General features: G+C 37.8%; 15 protein-coding genes. 11 read left to right on the forward strand and 4 right to left on the reverse strand.

Annotation, left to right across the window (positions count from 1 at the left end; translation table 11 throughout):
* Window positions 1-170: 170 nt before the first annotated feature.
* The 6 genes from CHI06_RS13265 (at window position 171) to CHI06_RS13290 (ending at window position 4,279) form a co-directional block, all read left to right on the forward strand.
* A complete protein-coding gene (locus tag CHI06_RS13265) occupies window positions 171-1,031 on the forward strand; it encodes an energy-coupling factor transporter ATPase (protein ID WP_095249032.1) in 861 nt (286 codons plus the stop codon).
* Complete coding sequence (locus CHI06_RS13270; RefSeq protein WP_095249033.1) at window positions 1,031-1,915, forward strand: energy-coupling factor transporter ATPase; 885 nt, start codon at window positions 1,031-1,033, stop codon at window positions 1,913-1,915. Before CHI06_RS13265 ends, CHI06_RS13270 begins: the two co-directional genes overlap by 1 nt.
* Window positions 1,908-2,750 (forward strand): energy-coupling factor transporter transmembrane component T family protein, encoded by an 843-nt coding sequence (locus CHI06_RS13275; protein ID WP_095249034.1) that lies wholly within the window; start codon window positions 1,908-1,910, stop codon window positions 2,748-2,750. The genes CHI06_RS13270 and CHI06_RS13275 overlap by 8 nt, the downstream gene beginning before the upstream one ends.
* A gap of 27 nt (window positions 2,751-2,777) precedes the next feature.
* Window positions 2,778-3,329 carry an ECF transporter S component gene (locus CHI06_RS13280; RefSeq protein ID WP_095249035.1) on the forward strand — a complete coding sequence of 184 codons (552 nt, stop codon included), beginning with the start codon at window positions 2,778-2,780 and terminating at the stop codon, window positions 3,327-3,329.
* A gap of 80 nt (window positions 3,330-3,409) precedes the next feature.
* Window positions 3,410-3,802, forward strand: coding sequence for a VOC family protein (locus tag CHI06_RS13285; protein WP_095249036.1), 393 nt, complete (start codon window positions 3,410-3,412; stop codon window positions 3,800-3,802).
* An 84-nt stretch (window positions 3,803-3,886) separates the two neighbouring features.
* Complete coding sequence (locus tag CHI06_RS13290) at window positions 3,887-4,279, forward strand: globin domain-containing protein (RefSeq protein ID WP_095249037.1); 393 nt, start codon at window positions 3,887-3,889, stop codon at window positions 4,277-4,279.
* A 57-nt stretch (window positions 4,280-4,336) separates the two neighbouring features.
* On the opposite strand, the gene CHI06_RS13295 is transcribed toward CHI06_RS13290, so the two are convergent.
* The 4 genes from CHI06_RS13295 to CHI06_RS13310 all read right to left on the reverse strand — a co-directional run bounded on the left by CHI06_RS13295 (window position 4,337) and on the right by CHI06_RS13310 (window position 8,252).
* Window positions 4,337-5,092: an SDR family oxidoreductase gene (locus CHI06_RS13295; RefSeq protein WP_095249038.1), complete on the reverse strand. Its 756-nt coding sequence runs from the start codon at window positions 5,090-5,092 to the stop codon at window positions 4,337-4,339.
* A gap of 81 nt (window positions 5,093-5,173) precedes the next feature.
* A complete protein-coding gene (locus tag CHI06_RS13300; RefSeq protein ID WP_095249039.1) occupies window positions 5,174-6,466 on the reverse strand; it encodes an ABC transporter substrate-binding protein in 1,293 nt (430 codons plus the stop codon).
* Between the two features lie 77 nt (window positions 6,467-6,543).
* Window positions 6,544-7,371, reverse strand: a complete 828-nt coding sequence (locus tag CHI06_RS13305; RefSeq protein WP_095249040.1) for a carbohydrate ABC transporter permease — start codon at window positions 7,369-7,371, stop codon at window positions 6,544-6,546.
* Entirely contained in the window at window positions 7,371-8,252 is an 882-nt protein-coding gene (locus CHI06_RS13310) for a carbohydrate ABC transporter permease (protein WP_373558148.1), read from the reverse strand. Before CHI06_RS13310 ends, CHI06_RS13305 begins: the two co-directional genes overlap by 1 nt.
* A 277-nt stretch (window positions 8,253-8,529) precedes the next feature.
* Between CHI06_RS13310 and CHI06_RS13315 the strand changes: the two genes are divergently transcribed.
* The 5 genes from CHI06_RS13315 to CHI06_RS13335 all read left to right on the forward strand — a co-directional run bounded on the left by CHI06_RS13315 (window position 8,530) and on the right by CHI06_RS13335 (window position 15,824).
* On the forward strand, window positions 8,530-10,350 hold the full coding sequence (locus CHI06_RS13315; RefSeq protein WP_095249042.1) for a sensor histidine kinase: 1,821 nt from the start codon (window positions 8,530-8,532) through the stop codon (window positions 10,348-10,350).
* Entirely contained in the window at window positions 10,347-11,936 is a 1,590-nt protein-coding gene (locus tag CHI06_RS13320) for a response regulator transcription factor (protein ID WP_095249043.1), read from the forward strand. Before CHI06_RS13315 ends, CHI06_RS13320 begins: the two co-directional genes overlap by 4 nt.
* A gap of 206 nt (window positions 11,937-12,142) precedes the next feature.
* Window positions 12,143-12,970, forward strand: coding sequence for a glycerophosphodiester phosphodiesterase (locus CHI06_RS13325; RefSeq protein ID WP_095249044.1), 828 nt, complete (start codon window positions 12,143-12,145; stop codon window positions 12,968-12,970).
* Window positions 12,971-13,310: 340 nt separating this feature from the next.
* A complete protein-coding gene (locus CHI06_RS13330) occupies window positions 13,311-14,033 on the forward strand; it encodes a ThuA domain-containing protein (protein ID WP_095249045.1) in 723 nt (240 codons plus the stop codon).
* Window positions 14,034-14,174: 141 nt separating this feature from the next.
* On the forward strand, window positions 14,175-15,824 hold the full coding sequence (locus tag CHI06_RS13335; protein ID WP_095249046.1) for a glycoside hydrolase family 13 protein: 1,650 nt from the start codon (window positions 14,175-14,177) through the stop codon (window positions 15,822-15,824).
* The last annotated feature ends 35 nt before the right edge of the window (window positions 15,825-15,859 follow it).

Here is a 15,859-nt window from a genome sequence, read left to right on the forward strand (position 1 = left end):
CAAGTTCTAAAATCAGATTTACCTCTAACACAGCAATTATTTATATAGATTAATCAATGCTTTGGGATATCCCCATCTAAAACTTCATGCTATTATATTTCTTGTGAGTTAATTACTATGGTTGAATAATATTCAGAATATTAATAAAATAGAGTAAGAGGGGGGTTTGGATGGAACCCATTATTGCTTTAGAAAATGTATCATTTTCATACAAAATCAATGAGAATAGTTCTGTTGATGTTCTAAAAGATGTCACTTTTTCAATTTATCCTGGTGAGTATGTTGCAATAATTGGACACAATGGTTCGGGGAAATCAACATTGTCCAAGCATTTTAATGGGCTATTAACGCCCAACTCAGGGGATGTTTGGGTCCGTGGTAACAATACAAAGGACAGCAGCAAGAAGCTGGACATCCGTAAAGGAGTTGGGATGGTCTTTCAGCATCCTGATAATCAAATCGTTGCTACCATTGTCGAAGAGGACGTAGCATTTGGCTTAGAGAATATCGGTGTCCCGAAACAAGAGATGAAGCAAAGAATCGATGAGGCTTTAGAAGTCGTGAAGATGTCGGAATTTCGGAAAAGACCTCCACACCACCTATCCGGCGGACAAAAGCAAAGAGTTGCAATCGCTGGAGTGCTCGCCATGCAGCCAGACTGTATTGTATTCGATGAGTCTACGAGTATGCTTGATACCTTTGGCAGAAACGAAGTCCTTCAGGTTATGAGAAAAATGAATGAAATGGGCATGACGATTATTACAGTTACCCATCGCATGTCAGAAGCGGCAGAAGCAGACCGTATTATCGTAGTGGAAGACGGGAAAATTGTGATGGATGGAATTCCACGTGAAATTTTTAAACATAAAGAGATTTTAATGCAATTGCAATTAGATATTCCCGCTGTTAGTCAGATGGCTGAAATTATTCATAATAAAATTCCAACCTTTTCGAAAGAGTTAATCCATGAGGATGAACTGATTGATGAAGTAAAGAGAGTTTCAAAAGCAAGGAGCGGGGAGATGGTCTAATGCCTAGGAAGCCGATCATTGAAATAGGAGACTTATTTCATACATACATGAAAGGAACCCCAATGGAGCATGCAGCTCTAAAGGGGACAAGCATGGTGGTCAATGAGGGCGAATGTATTGCCATTATTGGTCATACCGGTTCAGGGAAGTCTACTCTTATCCAGCATTTTAATGGCCTGATTCGGCCGGATGCAGGGAAAGTCATCATCGATGGAGTAGATTTAACAATGAAACGAATTGATATAAAAGCCTTGAGAAGAAAGGTTGGCCTCGTTTTTCAGAATCCGGAGGATCAAATCTTTGAAAAACTAATTGGCGATGATATTGCCTACGGTCCCTTTAAATTGGGGTTGCCCTTGAAGGAAGTGAGGGAACGAGTTAAATGGGCTATGGGTATGGTCGGCTTGGATTTTGAGGAAATGAAGGACCGGCAGACATTTGCCTTAAGCGGCGGACAGAAGCGTAAAGTTGCACTCGCCGGCATACTAGCATTAAAGCCGAAGGTACTCGTTCTTGATGAACCAACAGCAGGGCTTGACCCAAGGTCCCGAAATGAATTGTTGGATAAAATAAAATCGCTTAATAAGCTAGAAAATTTAACGGTTATTTTCGTTTCGCACAATATGGAGGAAGTTGCCTATTTAGCGGACAGAATTTATGTTATGGCAAATGGTACGGATGTGCTAACTGGTTCTCCTGAAGATATATTTAGTGATAAGGAAAATCTGCAGCGCTATGAAATTGGAACACCCGAAACGGTACAAGCTTTATACAGGCTGAAAGACCTTGGATACAATGTAAATACTTCTGCTTCTACGATTTCGGAAGCAGCGGGTGAAATCATAAAGGTTCTTGCCGATGGAGAGGGGGAGAATCGTGGCTAGTGAATTTGATCTATCAAGAAATATTACGATTGGTCAATACGTACCAACAGGTTCCTTTATTCATCGTCTAGACCCGAGAATAAAGCTGTTAGTATTCACCATACTTGTCTTAGCCATAGCGCTCAATACTAGTTATCTAGGGAATGCTCTTGGGCTCTTATTATCCATTTATTTATTCTGGGCATCCAAAATCCCTATCAGTTATGGGTTATCGGGCATTAAACCTGCTATCCCCTTTATCATTATTTTAGCTGTGCTGCAGCTTATCTTCCAAGGTAATGTATTTTCTGGCGGGAAGGTATTTTTTGAGTATGGATTTATCTTGATTACCAGCGAGAGTATTCGACTGGTAATTGTTTCGGCTGTGCGTTTTGTGGAAATTATTCTATTAAGCAGTGTTCTTACGCTATCTACTTCTACAACTGATTTAACTCATGCCATTCAAAGTTTATTAAGTCCATTGAAAAAAGTAAAATTTCCTGTCCATGAAATTTCATTAATTATTACCATAGCGATTCGCTTTGTACCAACCTTTGCAATTGAAATGGAAAAAATGATGAAGGCGCAAGCATCAAGAGGGGCAGATTTCGGATCTGGGGAATGGTGGAGAATTATTCAGAGGACTAAGGATATGCTGCCAATTATTATCCCTTTATTTAATATCGCGTTATCTAGGGCAGAGGATCTAATTTTAGCAATGGAATCTCGCTGTTATACTCCTGGGAATGATAGGAGTTCTTATTCCGTTTACAAAGCAATCGGACGTGATTACATAGTATTAATGATTGGGCTATTATTTTCAGCACTACTACTTTTTTATCACTTTCCATATTAGATAGGAAATAAAAGGGGGAGAAATAGAATGAAAGGTTCATTAAGTGTTCGTAATATTGTTATTGCTGGAGTACTTGGTGCAGTTGCCATTCTTTTGGGTGTTACTCGGTTAGGGTATATACCGGTACCTACAGCGGCTGGAAATGCAACAATCATGCATATCCCTGCGATTATTGGCGGAATCATGCAGGGGCCGGTTGTAGGAGCCATCGTCGGAATTATCTTTGGTGTTTCATCTTTCTTAAATGCTACGGTTCCATTGTTCAAAGATCCATTAGTTGCCATTCTACCTAGACTTTTTATCGGTGTTATTGCGTGGCTTGTGTACGTGGGGATTCGTAGAAGGAGTGAATATCTTGCTATTGGGACTGCGGCATTCTTAGGAACCTTAACCAATACAGTCCTTGTATTAACCATGGCCGTAGTTAGGGGGTACATGGGTGCTGAGGTAGCTTGGACGGTTGCAATCACGAGCGGAATTCCAGAAGCAATCGTAGGTACGATTGTGACATTAGCTGTCGTATTAGCGTGGAAGCAAATTGGTAAAGGGAAGAAATCTAAAATCTCAGACGATCTGTAATCAAATTTTGCAAAAATCGACCCATTGTGGCTTAGGCACCAATGGGTTTCTTAATTAAATGTAATGTAAAGGGGAATAGTATGTTACATCATGTAGAGATATATGTTTCAAACCTTCAGAAAAGTATAGAATTTTGGGGCTGGCTGTTACCTGAATTAGGATACGAGCCTTTTCAAAAATGGGATTTAGGTATTAGCTGGAAACACAGAGAAACCTATCTTGTATTTGTACAAACCGAAGAAAGATATTTGGATGTTCCTTACCATCGTTGCAGAGCAGGGCTTAATCATCTTGCCTTTCATGGCAAATCAAGAGAGCATATTGATGAAATAACACAGGCTCTACTAGATAAGGGAATACAAATTTTATACAAAGACAAGCATCCGTATGCCGGGGGAAAAGATTATTACGCTGTCTTTTTCGAGGACCCGGATCGTATTAAGGTAGAACTAGTCGCACCTAGCATGGCTTAAGAATTTTTAAAAAAGTGTGATTTACATCACGAAATTCCATCACTTTTATCTTTATAATCGAAAGAAAGTATAAGGGGTGTAGAAATGGAATATCAATTCAAAACACTTTATAGTGAAATCGGCGGTCAAGAAACGATTGATAAGCTCGTTGCAGCCTTTTATCCTCGGGTATATGCAGACCCTGAATTAAGACCATTGTTTGAAGGTGACATGGAGGAAATTATGAGGAAGCAAAGAATGTTCCTTCCGCAGTTCTTGGGTGGCCCAGCTCTATATAGCCAGGAATTCGGCCCGCCGGCAATGCAACATCGTCATCTTCCTTTTGAAGTAACACCAAGAAGAGCACAGTGCTGGCTTCGTTGTATGAAGGAAGCCTTTCAAGAGATTGGTCTTTATGATAAACCAGCAGGACTTGCATTTTATGATCGGTTAACACAAGTTGCTGGGATAATGGTTAATAGTCCGGATAGAGAGTAACTATCAAAAGGGTGACCACAAAATAACCTGGTCACCCTTTTTGGTGAATAAAAACCTCTAGCTTCTAAAAAAACCACCTTCTGAATTGAATATCTGGCCTGTAATCCACTCCGCTTCTTGGCTGGCAAGGAATGCCACTAGGCGAGCTGCATCTGCAGGTATTCCAATACGTCCTAATAAAAATTTTGGCAATAATTCTTGTTTTATTTCTTCGTTCATCCACCCAGTGTCTGTAGGACCTGGGTTTACTGCATTTACTGTAATTCCAAGAGGCGCAAGCTCTGCGGATAAGGAAAGGGTAAAGGCGGAAATAGCGCCCTTGGTTGCAGCATAAGCCAATTCACCTAACATTGGTCCAAGTGCTTGTCCTGATGTTAAATTAATAATTCTACCCATCGCTTGTTGGGATTGACTAAAACGACGTGCAAATTCAACAGATAATAGGAAAGAGCCTCTCATATTTACTGCATAATGGTCATCTAGTGTTTTTGCATCTAAATTCATATATCCATCTCTTGAAGAATGGGCTGCATTATTAACCAGAATGGCAGGTGAACCTAATTCGGCTGTAACGACGTCAAGCAAATGAAATGGTGCGCTTGGATCAGCCAAATCAACTTCTAAGCTTCCACACCTAACTCCATATTCTCGGATGCTGAACTCAAATTTTTTTACCCAATCTGTATTTGAACCCCAATGGGTAAAGAATATATTTACACCTTCGGCTGCTAATTTATTGCATATCGCAGCTCCAATCCCATTTCCATGACTAACACCAGTAATTAATGCAACACAACCATTTAGTTTATAAATAAAATCACCCCCATAAATATTAATAATATTAAAAGCACATTAGAATGAACAGTGAATTCTAATGTGCTTTTATTTGTTTTATTATTTCTTCAATTTAGCCCATGTTTCATCGAGAGCCTTCATAGCTTCATTCGCTGATTTTTGTCCGCCTACATAAGCTTGAAGAGCCGCACCGAATTCCTGTCCTGCACCATCTGGATATTTCATAAACTGCCAAGAATACGTTTTTCCTTCTTGAGAGTATTTTTGAATTTCTGCTCCAAGTGGACCGATATCTTCAGCTTTTGCTTCGATTGTCTTAAAGGCTGGGATATATTTGAACTCTTTCACTAATGCTTCTTTTCCTTCTTCAGATGATACCATCCAATTTAAGAAATCCAACGCAGCTTTTTTGTCTGCATCTGGCGCACCATTGTGAACAACCCAGTTTGTGGGTACGTCGACCATTAATTTATCTGCTTGAGATGCATCATCGTTTAGTGCCATTGGGATAAAACCAACATCCATGTTAGGAGAAATTTTATCTAGCATTGGCTGAATCCAGTTACCCTGCTGGATCATCGCAGCTTCTCCGCTTGCAAATAGTGTAACCTGCGTATTATAGTCAGTTGTTAATGGATTTTTGTTGCCATATTTCATGGTTAGGTCTACTAGCTTAAAGTAATTTTCGAAGTGTTCATTTCCTTCAATTTTAGTGGTACCTTCGTTCATTCCTTTAATAAATGTATCTGCGTCATCCTGGTAGGCGAATGGAACATTTAGTCCATGGTTTGCTAATACCCACCACTCGCCGTAACCAATTGAAAATGGAATGATGCCAGCATCTTGTAATTTTTTCGCTGCGTCTTCTAATTCGGAAAAAGTAGTTGGAAGTTCAGTGATACCAGCTTGTTTAAATAACTTTTTATTGTATGCAAAACCGTACCCTTCCATATTTACAGGCTGACCATAGATCTTCCCATCAATCGTCATTGGCTCTAATGCAGCTTCATAGGCATCCTTTACCCATGGCTGATCAGATAAATCTTCAAACTTATCCTGCCATGTCAGAGCTTCTTGATAACCGCCGTTGCCAAAGATATCTGGTGCTTTGTTGGAGGCAAACTTTGCTTTTAGAGCAGCAGAACCGTCTGCGCCGCCACCAACTGATTCAATGTTGAAAGTTACGTTTGGATGATCTTTTGTATATTTGTCTGTTAAAGCTTTTAATTGGTCGGCGATTTCAACCTTTCCATTAAAGAGATCAACTACCACTTTATCTTCCTTCCCATCGCTGTTCTTCTTATCTCCAGATGTACTATCGCTGCTACATGCTGATAAAAGAAGTGATGCGGATAATAGACCTGCTGCTAATGAATACTTTTTAAAAGCCATTTTCTTTTCCCCCTAGAAATATTTTTATTTTATAGATCTCTGCTGTCTAATGCAGACAACAGAGGGTGTCCACGTTGTTATTTAATAGACCCACTGGTAATTCCTTGAATAATGTGTTTTTGCATGGTAAAGAAGAAGATTAATAACGGAATAATACCGATTACTAATGCTGCAAGTGCTAAATCCCACTGTTTTGTATACTGTCCAAAGAAGAAGAAGGTCGCTAATGGAATGGTCCTAAGCTCTGGGTCCTGAAGTACAAGTGATGGTAATAAGAAGTCATTCCAGATCCATAGGCTGTTTAGGATGACGATGGTAACCGTAATTGGTTTTAATAATGGAAAAACAATTCTCCAGAACACTCCAAATCGTGAACAGCCGTCAATGATTGCTGCTTCTTCAAGCTCTAACGGAATTCCTTTAATAAAACCGTGATATAAGAAGATGGTCATACCTGATCCAAATCCTAAATACATAAAGACAAGGCCCCAGATACTGTTTAAAATACCCAAGTTACCGGCTGTTTTGATAAGTGGAATCATGAGTGATTGAAAAGGAATGATCATCGCGGCAACGAATGTCATGAAAATGATATTACTAATTTTCTTTTTGGTTCTAACGAGCATATACGCCGCCATCGAACAAAAGATAACGAGAACGATATTACTAGCGATTGTGATGAGTAACGAGTTTTTAAATACAATTAAAAAGTCTAATTTTTCGAATGCATTAACATAGTTATCGAACATTAGCACTTTCGGCAGGGACGATGTATTGGTTAAAATCTCGGCAAATGATTTCAGGGAGTTTGAAAACACATAATAGAATGGGACTAAAAAGACAAGACCGAGCAGGATCGCAAGGATTTCAATAATAGATGTTCTCCATATATACCTGTTGCCCATTAAGATTCTACCTCCCTTTTCTTTGAAATCGTAACTTGAAGGACGGTAATCGCTGCTACGACAATGAAGAAGATTAATGCTTTTGCCTCACCAATACCGTAACGGTTATTAACAAATGCTTCTGTATAAATGTTAAGCGCCAGCATTTCTGTTGATTTAAATGGACCGCCGTTTGTCAACGACAGGTTTGCATCAAAGACTTTAAAAGATGAAGCGGTTGTTAAAAATAAACAAATTGTTACAGCTGGTGCAACAAGCGGCATTGTGATATGGCGAAGAATCTGAAATCTATTGGCCCCGTCAATTCTTGCTGCTTCAATTAATTCCTGCGGGACGTTTTGCAATGCTGCAATATAGATAATCATAATGTAGCCTGCTCCCTGCCAAAGACTGACAATGACAATTCCCCAGAATGCAGTATTCGCATCACCTAACCACGCTAACTCAAAAAAAGGAATCCCTGTTAGCTCTCCTATGGATGCAAATCCTTTTACGAAAATAAACTGCCAGATAAATCCTAAGATCAAGCCACCGATTAAGTTAGGCATGAAGAAAACGGTACGTAAAAGGTTTCTCGTTTTTAACCTTTGTGCAACAAGTAATGCTAATCCAAAACCAATTACATTGGTTAGTATAATAGAAACGACTGTATATTTTGTTGTTAGCATAAATGATTGTTGAAATTGCTTGTCCTCTGAAAATAGGTATTTAAAATTATCCAGTCCCACCCATTTGACTGTTCCTGTTATCCCGTTCCAATCTGTAAAAGCATAGTAAATACCTGTAAAGAAGGGGATTAGTACGATTAGTGTAAACGCTAACAAAACTGGTCCGACAAATAGGGTAAATAACCCTGCATCTTTCCATTTCTTCTTATTCATAAAAGAAACAGATTCAGAAACTTTCGTGCTTTTCTGTTTTGTGATGGCTGACCCCTTTACTGTATCCAGCTTACTTTCGTTATTCATTCCCTGCACCTCCATAACCTTATTTTAGTGAATAGAGGAAAATTTGAAAGGGCTTACATTGACCAATAGGGTGGAAAATATTGAACTATCGAAATATTGAACTATTAAAAATAAAACTGTGCTACAATGTTCTAAAAATAATGGTAAGGGGGAGGTTAGTTTTTTACTATATTTAACTAGCCATAATGATATGGGATGGAGTATACGGAAAAAACTGATTATCTTCTTACTTTTAGCTACCGTTGTCCCTTTTGGAAGTTCCATTGCGATTACTTACTTTCACACGACAAAGTCACTTGATGAGCGTTTTGTTTCTACCAATCACGAGTTGATTAAAAAAGGAGAAGAAGAACTGACTACTTATTTAAACGATGTAGCGCAAATGTCATCCGTTCTTTATAGGTATACTCCGTTTATGAATGTGATGAGAGAGGGAATCTCACAGAACTTTAGTAGTAATCAGGAAGAAGTACGGAGAGCACTTGCTTATTTATTCAATTCTCGTCCCGAAATTGAACAGATGCATCTCTACATTGATCGAGATAAAGAATCCTACACGAACTATCATTCAAGAATTAGCGGGAGGGCGAAGTATGAGGATGTTTTTTCGCATCCCTACTATTACCAATTAATGCGGTATCCCGGTTTTTCAATTGCTGAACCACCCCATGAAATTTATAGTTATAACGATATATCTGTGATTCCAAATTCGGAGAAAAAGGCTGTATTAAGTTTCCATAATATCATTCGGGATGTTCCGTTAGAAAGATTTTTAGGCTTTTTATCGATTGATATTAACCTTTCAAAAATAAGTGCCATTTCCGACCGTTTGTATACGAAAGATTTAGAGGATTTTTATATTATGAGTGAAAATGACATCATTATTTACTCTTCCAATGAAAAAGAAATTGGAAAAGTCAATAAAGAAAAGTGGTTTAAGCAAGTGAAGAAGGAGCCGGAAGGACGGAAAAGCCTTGAATGGAAGGATGCACAGTTTTCTGGTTTCATCGTCCATGAAAAGTTTTCGGAATCGTTTGAAGACTGGTATATCGTGAAACGAATTCCATACGATGTTCTTTATAAAGGTGCTAGAGAAACAGCCTTAATCAACATTTTGATTGGTTTGATTACACTTGTATTTGCTTTACTTGGTACCCTGTTTGTTTCCTTTAAGCTCACTGCCCCTATAAAAGTGTTGATTAGAAATATGAAAAAAGTAGAGAATGGTGAATTCAAGGCTGATTTTGAAACACTCGGGACCGATGAAATTGGCATGCTGGGAAGGCATTTTAAATTAATGATTGCCAAAATCGATGAATTAATTGAGAGCGAATATAAATTGGAGATTGAAAATAAAGCATCACAGCTGCGGGTGCTGCAATCGCAAATTAATCCGCATTTCCTGTTTAACGCTTTTCAGTCTATTGGAACATTGGCGCTCAAGTCTAAAGCGGTTCCGGTTTATACCCTCCTCACTTCTTTATCGAATATCATGAGATACAGCATGAATATGAAGGACGATATTGTTCCGTTTACAGCAGAGCTGAATCATGTTAAATCATACCTATTATTGCAAAAACAGCGATTTGACGAGCAGTTTGATTTTGAACTGAATATCGAGGAAGAAGTCAAAGAGATACTCGTTCCCAAAATGATTTTACAGCCCATTGTGGAGAATTGTTTTAAACATGGCTTTGATCAGCACATAGACAAAGCATGGATTCAAATTGAAGCATATCTCGAGAATGACAATATGGTCTTAATCAATATAAAGGATAATGGAATGGGTCCAAGCGATGAACAACTTGAAAAAATCCGCATGGAACTATTTCATGGCAATTCAAAAGCAGACATGCAAAGAGAAGCGATAGGGTTAAAAAATATTTATGACCGATTGCAGATTTATTATCACAATCAGGCAAACCTGTTAGTTAACCGGAATGAAGAAGGTGGTTTTACGGTTACCATCCAAATTCCAAAGGTAATACCGAAAGAGGTGGAACATTCATGAAGGCGTTAATCGTTGATGATGAAAACCATGTGCGAGATGGAATTAAGATACTAGCTGATTGGGAGCAAAATGGAATTCAAGAAATATATGAGGCTGGAAACGGTGAAGAAGCTATTAAGCTTATTCAAATCATCCGTCCTGAAATAATTTTTTCTGATATGAAAATGCCAAAAGTGGATGGAACTCAGCTTTTAGAGTGGATTAAAGAAAATCATCCAAACAGTAAGACGATTGTGGTGACAGGATACGATGACTATCATTATATGAGAAAAGCAATCCATTTCGGCAGTTCAGACTATCTCTTAAAGCCTATCGAACCGGAAATTTTAAATCAAACATTGGAAAAAGCGGTTAGTGAATGGAAGAAAGAAGAAGTTGAAAGGAAAAGAAACGAAACTAGTTCTCTGCTGATTAATGAAATGAAACCTGTTTTTCGAGATCGCAAGCTTACACAGCTAATGAAAAGTGATAGTATACAAGATGAAAAATATGAAGTATTCGAATGGTTACAACAGTCGCGGCAGTATATTTTAGCTCTTGTCAGAGTCAATGGGAAGACGATTGAGGCATTTCAAGGAGATCGAGATCTAACTTATTTCTCAATTTTAAATGTTATAAATGAAATTTTAATGGAATATGAGTGTGGAATAGGATTTCGTTACTTATCCAAGAAAGGCCAAATCATCATTATTTTTTGGGACAAGTTCGAGCGGATTGAAAATCATTTAGTTCGAATGTATAGGGCACTTAAGGAGTTGATGGATATCTCTTGCCCAATTGCTGTCGGGAAATTAGTAAACAGCAGTACTAGGTTAATGGATTCTTATCATCAAGCTAGAGAGGTTTTATTAAATAGAGATATCTTAATAGATAGTGAAAACAGAGTCTTTATAAAATCATTACAATCTCCTCCAATTGTAAAAAGTTTGATGTCATATGCACCAAGTATCGAACTAGCTATCAAAACTGGCGAAATAGGTGCTTTTGAAGAATTAATCAATCAAATAGCAGAGGATCTTACAGAAAACAACTATTTATCTCTAAGACAGTTGTTAAATCTTCAAAATGAATATATGGTCATAAGCAATAAGTGGTTTAAGTACTACAATTTTTCATTTAAAGAACCAGAAGGTATTGAGGAGAGGCTTGAATTGTTTTTCGATTCAAACGGCACGTTTAAACTAGAAGAGTATAAAAAGAGAATAAAGCGTGAAATTGCCACTTTTTTAAAGAAAGTAAAGAAAAGCACACTGCAAAAGAATAAGAATATAATAATTGATATTGAAAAGTACCTTCAGGAAAATTTTGATCGGGATGTAAAACTGCAGGAGATATCAGAACATTTCTATATCAGTAGAGAATATATCTCAAGGAAATTTAAACAGGAATTTAATGAGAACATCTCCGACTATATCGTGAGAATTAGAATGGAAAAGGCAAAATCTTTATTGAAGAATAGTCAGTTAAAAATCTATGAGATTGCGAACATGATTGGCTATCAAGATGATAAGTATTTTCGGAAGGTATTTAAGAAGGTCGAGGGAATTACTCCGAATGAATATCGAGCAGAATATGAGAAACGGTGATAAGCAGAGAAAGATCCTCTTTCACTACTTATTTTTTTTACAATAGGAAAAAGAATGAATTTTTTGTAAATTTATATATGATTATTTCACTATGTTTATTTACATGACTTTAACCAAGTCTAAATGGTAACTACATATGTACTAAACAATTCACCCGTACAATTTTATATGTAGGAGCAGACATATAAAAAGGGAGATGGGGAAAAATGAAAAAAGCATTTGTGATTGGAGCAGGCCTGACTTTTAGTTTGTTATTTAGTCCTTTTCAACAGGCTTTTGCAGCAGAAACAACTGGGGAGTTACGAAAAGTGGATAATGTTGCTCACCGTGGTGCATCAGGGTATGCACCGGAAAATACGATTGCCGCTTTTGATAAAGGCGTCGAAATGAAAGCTGATTATATTGAAATTGATGTCCAAAGAAGCAAGGATGGGGAATTGGTTATCATTCATGATACAAAGGTTGACAGAACAACTGATGGGACAGGAAGTGTGAAGGATTTAACCTTTGAACAACTTAGAAGCCTCGATGCAGGCAGCTGGAAGGGGGAAGAATTCAAAGGAGAAAAAATACCTACCTTCGATGAAATTCTTGACCGTTACCATGGCAAGGTTGGTATTTTAATAGAATTAAAGGCACCTGAGCTTTATCCTGGAATTGAAGCACAGGTTGCACAGAAACTAAAAGAGCGAAACCTAGATAAACCGCAGAATGAAAAAATTATTATTCAATCTTTTAATTTTGAATCTATGAAAATAACAAATAGTTTGCTTCCAAAGGTGCCGATTGGTGTCCTTACCTCCAATAGAGCCCACACAACTGAACAAGCTTTGAAAGAATTTGCAACTTATGCTGATTACTTTAATCCAAGTTATGGAATCGTATCAAAAGAATTGGTCGATCAAGTGCACGCGCTTGGAATGAAAATTCAATCCTGGACGGTTCGCAGCCAAGAAGCAGCTGATTTCCTTTTAGAAATGAACGTAGATGGAATTATTACGGATTATCCTGATTATGTAGATCCAAGAAAATAGGACAAACTATCACAAAAAGAGGGAAAGCTTCATCCCTCTTTTTTCTAATATTCCTGATGTCTGTATACCCCTGGAGCAACGCCATACCTCTTATGAAATACGTATCCATTTGTGTGATACGAATAGCCGCAAAATAAAATATTTGTTGTCATATGCTCCCTCATTATTATTAAAATAGCAAAATAGTAGATGTTTTGATTATATCATCTATGTTTTATTGCGATATAAAACTGTAAGATGTATTCAAATAAGGAAGGTTTTTAAGAAATGGGGGTTAAGGATAAAAAAATTCCAATAGCTGTACAAATAGAAAAGTAAATTCATATGGGAGTTGATTATTATGGTTAAAGTAACAGTGTGGAATGAAAACCGTCATGAACAAAAAAATCCAGTTGTAAGAGATATTTACCCTAATGGGATTCACGGTACGATAGCAGAATTTTTAAAGGAAAACAGTCATGAAGTAACGACTGCTACTCTAGACGAACGAGAGCATGGCTTAACGGATGAAGTGCTAGACAATACAGAGGTATTAGTTTGGTGGGGGCATTTAGCACATGGTGAAGTAAAGGATGAAATTGTTCAAAAGGTTCAGCAACGTGTCCTCGACGGTATGGGTCTAATTGTTCTTCATTCCGGGCATTTCTCAAAAATCTTTAAAACATTAATGGGAACAAGCTGTGATTTAAAATGGCGGGAAGCAGACGAAAAAGAAAGACTTTGGGTCGTAAGCCCAAGCCATCCTATTGTAGAAGGTATCTCAGAGTATATTGAATTAGAAAAGGAAGAAATGTATGGGGAACATTTTGATATTCCACAGCCAGATGAACTGATCTTTACAAGCTGGTTTGAAGGAGGGGAAGTATTCCGCAGCGGATGTACTTACAAACGTGGGAATGGAAAAGTATTTTACTTCCGTCCAGGCCATGAAACATATCCTACTTACCACAACAAAGACATTCAACTTGTCATTAGCAATGCAGTGAAATGGGCAGAGCCGGTAAAGCGTGAACGTCCAGTCTATGGAAATGCAAAACCACTAGAAGTTATTGCAGGGAAATAAGAATGGGAAAAATTAAAAGTAGGCGTGAAACAGTCCAGATATAGAACTATGAAGATAACGCCTCAGCCGCCTATTGGGGTGAGGAGTTTTTTTGTGTTATAGTATTTTTTATTAGTTTGGCGGGAGGGTCATAGTGTGAAAATGAATGATCAATGGTGGAAGAAAAGTGTCGTGTATCAAATTTATCCGAGAAGCTTTATGGATGGGAATGGGGATGGGATTGGCGACCTGCAAGGTATTTTAGAAAAACTTGATTACTTAAAGGAATTAGGGATAGATGTTATTTGGCTGAGTCCTGTTTATGATTCACCAAATGACGATAATGGGTATGACATCCGTAACTACCAAGCAATCATGAATGAGTTTGGAACCATGGATGACTTTGATCAGCTTCTTGAAGAAATACATAAAAGAGATATGAAGCTCATCATGGATTTGGTGGTTAACCATACTTCTGATGAACATGATTGGTTTGTAGAATCAAAAAAGTCGAAAGATAATCCATATAGAGACTATTATATATGGCGTGAGAAACCGAATAATTGGGGCTCAGTTTTTGGCGGGTCTGCATGGGAGTATGATGAAAAGACAAATGAATATTATCTTCATTTATTCTCAAAAAAACAGCCGGATTTAAATTGGGAAAACCCTAAGCTTAGAAATGAAGTCTACCAAATGATGAGATTTTGGCTCGACAAAGGGATCGACGGCTTTCGTATGGATGTTATTAATTTTATTTCCAAACATCCAGAACTTCCGGATGGTACAAAAGGTGAGGGACAAACATTTGGTGATGGCAGCCCATACTTTATGAATGGACCAAGGATTCATGAATTTTTGCATGAAATGAACCAAGAGGTTTTATCGAATTATCCAGCAATGACCGTTGGTGAAATGCCTGGCGCTTCCCCTGATTTTGCGATTTCTTATACAGATCCGGACAGAAAAGAAGTAAATATGATTTTTACTTTTGAACACATGGATTTAGACAGTGGACCAGGAGGAAAGTGGAACATAAAGCCCCTTCATTTACCAGACTTAAAAGAAAACTTGGCGAAGTGGCAAACTGCCTTACATAATAAAGGCTGGAACAGTTTGTATTGGAACAATCATGATCAACCGCGGATTGTTTCACGGTTCGGAGATGATCAGAACTACCGAGTGGAATCTGCAAAGATGCTCGCAGCTTGTCTTCACTTCATGCAGGGAACACCGTATATTTATCAAGGTGAAGAAATTGGGATGACGAATGTGAAATTTGATTCGCTAGAAGATTATCGTGATATTGAGACGATGAATATGTATAAAGAAAGAATAGCTTTAGGGTATACCCATGAGGAAATCATGAAGTCTATTTATGTAAAAGGCAGGGATAATGCCCGAACACCAATACAGTGGGATACTACTGCTAATGGTGGTTTTACAACCGGTACTCCTTGGATAAGGGTAAATCCAAGATACGATGAAATTAACGTCAAAGCAGCTTTAGAGGATCCGCAATCTATCTTTTATTTCTATCAAAAATTAATTGCCCTTCGAAAAGAAATGAATATTATCATTGAAGGGGTCTTTAAATTGCTATTAAAGGATAGTACAGAAGTATTTGCTTATGAGCGCAATTGGAAGGATGAACAACTCCTTGTTTTGTGTAATTTCAGTTCATCTGCAGTTGTGATTGAGGATGAGGAATTGCTGACAAGAATGCGGGAATCTAAGCTGGTAATTTCCAATTATGAGGATGGTAATATGAGCATTTTACGCCCTTATGAAGCAGTTGTATTAAAAATTTAAAGCTCCGGATTGAGGACTACTATCTGGCGGCACGA

The sequence above is a fragment of the Bacillus sp. 7884-1 genome (genome assembly GCF_002272245.1).
Lineage (GTDB): Bacteria > Bacillota > Bacilli > Bacillales > Cytobacillaceae > Neobacillus.

Bases quoted from the DNA above. Each gene is read 5' to 3' on its own strand.
- CHI06_RS13265 (WP_095249032.1), top strand. From the start codon at position 171: ATGGAACCCATTATTGCTTTAGAAAATGTATCATTTTCATACAAAATC.
- CHI06_RS13270 (WP_095249033.1), top strand. From the start codon at position 1,031: ATGCCTAGGAAGCCGATCATTGAAATAGGAGACTTATTTCATACATAC.
- CHI06_RS13280 (WP_095249035.1), top strand. From the start codon at position 2,778: ATGAAAGGTTCATTAAGTGTTCGTAATATTGTTATTGCTGGAGTACTT.
- CHI06_RS13285 (WP_095249036.1), top strand. From the start codon at position 3,410: ATGTTACATCATGTAGAGATATATGTTTCAAACCTTCAGAAAAGTATA.
- CHI06_RS13290 (WP_095249037.1), top strand. From the start codon at position 3,887: ATGGAATATCAATTCAAAACACTTTATAGTGAAATCGGCGGTCAAGAA.
- CHI06_RS13300 (WP_095249039.1), bottom strand. From the start codon at position 6,466: ATGGCTTTTAAAAAGTATTCATTAGCAGCAGGTCTATTATCCGCATCA.
- CHI06_RS13305 (WP_095249040.1), bottom strand. From the start codon at position 7,371: ATGGGCAACAGGTATATATGGAGAACATCTATTATTGAAATCCTTGCG.
- CHI06_RS13310 (WP_373558148.1), bottom strand. From the start codon at position 8,252: ATGAATAAGAAGAAATGGAAAGATGCAGGGTTATTTACCCTATTTGTC.
- CHI06_RS13315 (WP_095249042.1), top strand. From the start codon at position 8,530: ATGGGATGGAGTATACGGAAAAAACTGATTATCTTCTTACTTTTAGCT.
- CHI06_RS13320 (WP_095249043.1), top strand. From the start codon at position 10,347: ATGAAGGCGTTAATCGTTGATGATGAAAACCATGTGCGAGATGGAATT.
- CHI06_RS13325 (WP_095249044.1), top strand. From the start codon at position 12,143: ATGAAAAAAGCATTTGTGATTGGAGCAGGCCTGACTTTTAGTTTGTTA.
- CHI06_RS13330 (WP_095249045.1), top strand. From the start codon at position 13,311: ATGGTTAAAGTAACAGTGTGGAATGAAAACCGTCATGAACAAAAAAAT.
- CHI06_RS13335 (WP_095249046.1), top strand. From the start codon at position 14,175: ATGAATGATCAATGGTGGAAGAAAAGTGTCGTGTATCAAATTTATCCG.